Below are 6,836 nucleotides of genomic sequence, written 5' to 3'. Positions count from 1 at the left end.
TAACTTGTGGCACTCGATACCATGTTCATGTAAGTTTATGCATAAAGCAGGCTAGGCGTCTGCGCACCATCATGTTTGCAATGCGCTATCAACGAATCACGTTGGAATCAGAAATATGACTTCATTTACAGCATTCCTGCCATCACATTTCATTATGATCATGGCGTCTTGGCCGGCAGCTATGCACCTGGCCGGGAAACGGCGGAAGTTCGATTCAGTGATGTCAGCAGCTATTTGGGGCATGTATGTTTGTGTGGTGCAGGCGGATATCGAATTTCTCAGATTGCCGTAAGCATGTTGAAAGGCGATGGGGGATTATTGGAAAAAGGCGATTTTGCGCTGATTAGCAGTCGGGATCATACCGTAAGCGATGTCATTGCGTTTGTTCTTGGTTGCACCCGCAGGCGCGATCCTGACAAGAATCAATATTCTATTGATGAGGCCATAGAAGCACCCAGAAGAGAGTATCATTACTACATTGGTTATCACCCGCAAAAGAAGGCCGTCCATATTGTCTATCGCAAACATCTCCTCATCGGAAATGAACAGATGGACCGTTTGTGGAAAGTGGAGTTGGCCTATGACCAAAATCCGGCGACTGTCAGTCCGTCGGATTTGAAACTGTATCAGGATACGATGGTCGGTATGGTGAAAGAAGTCTTGACAGGGCAAAAAGAAGCATTATTCGAAGCGAAGCTAATTGATTACGATAACTTCATGTCGCAGTTAAACAGATTGAAATCCGGAAATCTCTAATCGGCTGCACAAGTCGCTTCACCAGAAGAGCTGCGATGGACAGAATAACCGTATTTGACAAGCACGCTGACGAGTATGACCGCTGGTTTGATGAAAACGAGCAAGTCTACCAAGCTGAAGTCAGCGATGGCCATGGTGAAGGTGCGTTTGTAGTCCTTGCCGCGACAAAATCCAGGAGGGAGAGCAGAGTATGAAAATCCTGTCCCTCATCAATAACGCTCGTTGAGCTAACTAACTCAGTGGACAATGGAAACGGACAAGGTGCTTACGTTTTGAGAGTATGTGAAGCAAGGAGGTGCTCATGACGAAATGGCATGGGATTTCGATAGCGCTCGGGCTGTTGGCTGCTCTCGCGCTATACGCGGGGCATGCGGCCTGGGCTTTGGGGGCTGAAATGGAGGGGATCGATATGCAGAACATCCACCATAAGCTCTCGACTCAATACTTCAACGACTGCTGGACCATCATCGACAAGCCCGACAGGTCTCCCGATGATGTCGAGAACATGCTGCTTCTTGCCTATGCATCCTTATGGCACTGGAAACAACGGGGAGACTGTAAGCCGCTCAACCTTTCGGTCGGGTACTGGCAAGTCTCCAGGGTGCACGCTCTGGCGGGGCAATACGAAATGGCCAGACTGTTTGGCGAGAAGTGCCTGAAGATCGGAAAGGACAATAAGCTTCCACCATTTTACCTGGGTTACGCCTACGAAGCTTTGGCTCGCGCCGAAGCCCTCCACAAAGATTCTGGAGCAGCCAGAGACTGCCTTGCCGCGGCCAAAGAGCAGCTTGCGGAAGTGAAGGAGAAAGAGGATGCAGAATTGCTTCGGGCTGACTTGACCGATCTGGAAAAATCCATTCCGAAATAAGCGGAAGCAGGCGGCGGCAAATAGCCGCGCCCGAGCCGCGGTGTCGTCCGACAACGTCATGCGGAGCACGGCGGCGACGCGCATGATTGTCAGGCATCAGGCGGTAAGAATGCCGCACAGAGAACGAAAGCAGGTTCAAGAATGGAAAGAACAATAGAGAGATTGTATTCTCAGTTGGAAGAACGGGGTTTGAAAGGGCGGGTCGTGTCCATCCGGCGCCTTCGGGATTTGCAGGATGAGATCGAAGGCCGTCACGCGCAGGGCGCTTTCGATGAAGAATTCTACCGTGAACGATTGACGTTTTTCACATTCAAACCGCCGGATGATTTTCCTGCGGCCAGTTCCCTAATTGTAGTAGCTGTGCCGCGGCCTCAAACCAGAATCAGCTTCACCTGGAATGATAAAACGCTGGCGCTCACCCTTCCTCCAACCTACCTAGCGCACCGGGAGATTGCCCGGGAGACCGGAGATATTCTCACAGAGTTGCTTCGTCCAGAAGGACACCGCGTAGTTCCGGCCAGACTGCCGCAGAAAGCCCTTGCTGTAGGAAGCGGCCTTGCCGAATACGGGCGGAACAATATCTGCTACGTCCCAGGGATGGGGAGCTTTTTCCAGCCCGTACCTTTTTGCTCCGACCTGCCCTGTCCCGCAGACACATGGCGCGAGCCGCGCATGATGGACAGATGCGAAACATGCGAGGCGTGCTTAATTAAGTGCCCCACCGGCGCGATCACTTCCGAGCGTTTTCTTCTGCGCACCGAGCGGTGCATAGTATTTCACAACGAAAGATCGCAAGAGTATCCGTTTCCAGCCTGGATAGACCCCGCTTCGCACAATTGCGTGATGGGCTGCATGCTCTGTCAGCAGTTCTGTCCTGAGGACAAACCATTTCTGGATTGGTTCGGAGGTAATGAGGAATTCTCTCACGAGGAAACCTCCCTCCTTCTGGCAGGTGCTTCACCTGATCGCCTGCCTGCTGCGACCGCGAAAAAACTGGAACGGCTCGAACTATTGGATTCCCTTGACGTCCTCCCCCGCAACCTGGGCGTTTTCCTAAAACCGGAGCTTCTCAATCCCTGACGCTCTCCTGACCGCCAGCTTTCCGATTTCAGTTCAAAGACAATTGCCGCCTTCGGATTCGATGCAACCGGTTTTTTGGTCTTTTCTCAGCGGATGGCTTTCATGTAGAGTGCAAGTGCGATTGGGAGGCAACGCATTTGGCAACAATCCTGATATTGGGCGGCTGCGGGTTTACAGGAAAATTATTGGCGCGCCATCTCCTGGAGCAATCCGGAGCGCGAATCGTCCTGGCAGGACGCAGTCTTGAGAAGGCCCAGGCGTACGCGGACCAACTCAACGCTCAATTCAAGGGCGAGCGGGTTTCACCCGTACGGGTGGACGCGGCAAATGCGGCGAACGTGCGTGAAGCCCTTCGCGGCATGGACCTCCTGCTGGTTGCTGCACCGACGACGCAATACGCCGAGGTAGTCGTTCGGGCTGCGTTGGAGAGTGGCGTGGACTATCTGGATGTCCAACTTGGCGCGCAGAAACTGGCTTTGCTGAAATCACTTGCTCCCGATATCGAACGCGCCAATCGATGTTTCATCACTGAAGCCGGATTTCATCCGGGTCTCCCTGCCGCAATGGTGCGCTATGCTGCCCTTCAACTTGACCGGATGGATAGCGCTCTCACTGCCTGTTACCTCAACATGGGTCATGCACTGCCATACTCAGAAGCTGTGGATGAACTGATGGAAGTTTTTCGGAACTATCAAGCTCAAGTCTTCAAGAACGGCCGCTGGACTAAGACGGGTTCGTTTAGTAGCAGCAGGGTGAATTTCGGCGGGGCAATCGGGGTGCGCAGATGTTATTCAATGTTTTTCGAAGAGCTGCGTCCCCTGCCAGAGATGTATCCGGCACTCAGGGAAATCGGCTTCTACATTTCCGGATCTCACTGGTTTACGGATTGGGTCATCTCGCCACTGGCGATGGCAGGTCTGAAAATTGGCGGGGACCATGCTGTGCGTCCAATGGGGAAACTTGTCTGGTGGGGCATGCAGAATTTCTCGAAACCGCCACACCTTATTTTGCTCAAGATTGAAGCACTGGGTGAGAAGAACGGAAAACCAGTCAGAGTCGAAGCCACCGTCTCGCACCTCGACGGTTACGAGTTGACTGCAATTCCTGTTGTGGCTTGCCTCCTGCAGTACTTGGATGGCCAAGCTCGGCGCCCCGGTCTGTGGATGATGGGACAGTTGGCCGAACCGGTGCGTTTTTTCGAAGATTTGAAACGGATGGGTGTTCAGGTGACAAGCACCATTACGTAAGACTGGTAGCTGCATAGGTTGCTTCCGGCGACGCTTGAATACCGTCGTTGCGCAATCGGACGATTACAGTAACATCGAGCGATATGAAAAACGAGAAACGCGATTTCGACAAAGAGGCCAGTGAGTGGGATGAGATTCCGGGCCATGTCAAGCTGGCAAGCGACATAGCCGCTGCCATGTCTCGTCATGTGCCGCTCAGCACAACCATGGATGTCCTGGACTTCGGCTGCGGGACGGGCCTTCTTACCCTTCCGTGGGCACGGCAGGTGCGATCAATAACGGGCGTTGACAGTTCGCAGGGGATGCTTGACGTCTTCGCTGCCAAGGCCGCCAAGCAAGGATTTGCCAATATCAAAACGCTGCACCTGGATTTGGACAAGGACGAGACGCTCACCGGCAAGTACGACCTGATTGTCAGCAGTATGACCCTGCATCATATTCGGAACATCAAATCGCTTCTCCATCAGTTCCACGGTGTGCTTGTGCCGTCAGGCCTGCTTTGCCTCGCCGATCTGGATCTCGAAGACGGTCAATTTCATCGCGACAATAGCGGCGTGTTCCACTTTGGTTTCGAACGAGGAGTGCTGCGTCGAGCCTTCGTGGATGCAGGTTTTGATGATGTCCTCGACACCACTGCGGTGGAAGAGACCAGACCGATCTCCGATGGTGAAATGAGACGGTTCACGGTGTTTCTGATGATGGGACTTAAGAGAGAAAGAGCATGATCCGGAGAGTCTGTAGTATGTCGCTCACGCAGGTCCCACTGAAAAGGAGAGAATATGGCCTTCAATCTTGAGAAACTATTTGTTGATGTTTTTGCTCCCAAGGATGAAGTTGTCACTGTCATGTATGACTTGCCCGTTGGCAAAATACCCGACAGTGCCGAATGGCGCAAGCGCCGTGAGATGGCGGAAGAATGGCATCGCGAAATTAAAGAGTTTTCAAGAAAATACAATGCCCGGGTGAATCCTTTGCTGACCTACGAAGCAACCGGGTGCAATAACGGCGATTTGCCGGAGTATGGCATCATTGAGGGAAAACGCACCAAGATAAGCGATGTTATGCTCCATTCAACAATCGTCATTTGCATGCCCGAGTTTTCAGCAACAGCGCCCCTACACGGTTACACACGGAAGAATCCTGATCTGCGTGCGGCCAGCATGCCGGGAGTCAACAAAGCGATGGAACTGACCGGGCTATCCGCCGACTACGGCAAGGTTGCCGGAAAATGTGTTCTGTTGGCAAAGTTGTATGAGCAGTCAATCGGCGTCGAGGTGATTTTTTCGACAGGCCACAAGTGCTATTTCGATGTTTCGGATCGCAAAACACCAATGGAGGATAACGGGTTCCTGCACAGAACGACTGACAAGGATGTTTCCCGTGTGGTGAACCTGCCATCGGGTGAAGTGTGCGTCGTGCCGAACGAGAATCCCAACAGTAAGACAGAGGGCAGAGTGCCGGCTGCTTTTGGCCGGGAAACGGCTGTCTTCGTCATTAAACATAACAAGATTGTGGATGTCGAGGGCGATGGAGAAAATGCCGCGAGGATGCGGCGTGAATTTCTTGGCGAACCTGCCATGTGCAATATTGCCGAAGTTGCCATCGGATGCAATGACAAAGCGGTTGTCTCAGGCAATGTTCTTGAAGATGAGAAGGCAGGTTTTCACTGGGCCTACGGCAGAAGCGATCATCTTGGTGGGAAAACCGGAGTACGTGACTTCTCGGCGCCGGGAAAAGTCATTCATCAGGACATTGTTTATGCAAAAGGAAATCCGATAGTCTGCCAAAGACTGGACTTTGTCCTTCGAAGCGGAGAAAAGAAAACGGCCATCACCAATGGGGAATTGCTGATTTAGATGATGGCATTCTCATCAGAGGACCGCTGATGAAAGTCTCGGGTTTCACGTTTGTGCGAAACGCGATGAAGCTCGGCTATCCTGTCGTCGAATCGATTGAATCCGTCCTTCCACTCTGTGACGAATTCGTGGTCAATGTTGCAAACTCTGAGGACGATACTCTGGCCCTGCTGCGGAAGATCGGTTCGCCGAAAGTGAAACTGATGGAATCCGAATGGGACGAAAACCTGAGGCAAGGCGGGAAGCTCCTTTCCATTCTGACAAACAAAGCCCTTCAAGAAGTGAGCGGGGACTGGGCTTTCTACGTTCAGGCGGATGAAGTCCTTCATGAGGACGACGCTCCCGCTGTGGCAAGCTCGATGGAGAGATTCCTGGACGAACCCTCTGTTGACGGGCTACTCTTCGACTACGTTCATTTCTACGGAAGCTACGGCACCGTCGCAAGAGGCAGAAGATGGTACAGAAGAGAGGTCAGGGTTGTGAAGACCGGAAGGGGAATCAACTCCTGGAAGGACGCCCAGGGATTCAGAAAGAACGGAAGAAAACTAACGGCTGCACTCGCAGGAGCAAGGATGTTTCATTACGGCTGGGCGCGAGACGAAAGCCTGATGAGGGAAAAGACGAGAGAATTCGATAAACTGTGGCATGATGATGAGTGGATTGAAAAAGAGCATGGGACAAAACAGGGAGAATCATTCGTACAGGAGGATGAAACCTATCGCTTCGAAGGAACGCACCCGGCTGTCATGAAGAAGCGGATCGAGAGTGTCAAAGCCGGGAATTATTCCCCAAGACCTTATTTCTCATTCAGAGAACATTCGGCAAGAGAGATCCTTCTTCACGCTGTGGAAAGAGTTTCAGGCATCAGAGTCGGTGAATACAAGAACTACAGGTTGTTCAAGGAGTAGCAATTCGCTGTTGAGTGTGGGACCTGGTACCTTCGCTTCACCACCTCCGCAGTGACCCAACTAGGGTTCGCAGGCGGGGAATACCTTTCCCCTGCCTGCTCACCCAAGGTGGGTGGCCCAC

At 52.4% G+C, this 6,836-nt stretch carries 8 protein-coding genes; all 8 read left to right on the top strand.

Going from position 1 to position 6,836, the window contains the following annotated elements; genetic code table 11:
- Positions 1-168: 168 nt before the first annotated feature.
- The gene (locus tag QME66_06815; GenBank protein ID MDI6808675.1) at positions 169-756 is read left to right on the top strand and encodes a hypothetical protein; all 588 of its coding nucleotides are present in this window, start codon (positions 169-171) and stop codon (positions 754-756) included.
- Positions 757-791: 35 nt separating this feature from the next.
- Entirely contained in the window at positions 792-950 is a 159-nt protein-coding gene (locus QME66_06810) for a hypothetical protein (protein ID MDI6808674.1), read from the top strand.
- Positions 951-1,057: 107 nt separating this feature from the next.
- Positions 1,058-1,624 (top strand): hypothetical protein, encoded by a 567-nt coding sequence (locus tag QME66_06805; GenBank protein ID MDI6808673.1) that lies wholly within the window; start codon positions 1,058-1,060, stop codon positions 1,622-1,624.
- A gap of 141 nt (positions 1,625-1,765) precedes the next feature.
- Positions 1,766-2,704 carry a 4Fe-4S double cluster binding domain-containing protein gene (locus QME66_06800; GenBank protein ID MDI6808672.1) on the top strand — a complete coding sequence of 313 codons (939 nt, stop codon included), beginning with the start codon at positions 1,766-1,768 and terminating at the stop codon, positions 2,702-2,704.
- Positions 2,705-2,841: 137 nt separating this feature from the next.
- On the top strand, positions 2,842-3,951 hold the full coding sequence (locus QME66_06795; GenBank protein MDI6808671.1) for a saccharopine dehydrogenase NADP-binding domain-containing protein: 1,110 nt from the start codon (positions 2,842-2,844) through the stop codon (positions 3,949-3,951).
- A gap of 83 nt (positions 3,952-4,034) precedes the next feature.
- Positions 4,035-4,676 carry a class I SAM-dependent methyltransferase gene (locus QME66_06790; protein MDI6808670.1) on the top strand — a complete coding sequence of 214 codons (642 nt, stop codon included), beginning with the start codon at positions 4,035-4,037 and terminating at the stop codon, positions 4,674-4,676.
- A gap of 54 nt (positions 4,677-4,730) precedes the next feature.
- On the top strand, positions 4,731-5,807 hold the full coding sequence (locus QME66_06785) for a hypothetical protein (GenBank protein MDI6808669.1): 1,077 nt from the start codon (positions 4,731-4,733) through the stop codon (positions 5,805-5,807).
- 29 nt (positions 5,808-5,836) lie between these two features.
- Positions 5,837-6,715 carry a glycosyltransferase family 2 protein gene (locus QME66_06780; protein MDI6808668.1) on the top strand — a complete coding sequence of 293 codons (879 nt, stop codon included), beginning with the start codon at positions 5,837-5,839 and terminating at the stop codon, positions 6,713-6,715.
- Positions 6,716-6,836 lie beyond the last annotated feature (121 nt).

This window comes from Candidatus Eisenbacteria bacterium (assembly GCA_030017955.1).
Classification (GTDB): Bacteria; Eisenbacteria; RBG-16-71-46; order JASEGR01; family JASEGR01; genus JASEGR01.
Note: the sequence above shows the minus strand (reverse complement) of the source record. Positions and strands in the feature narration are given on the sequence as shown.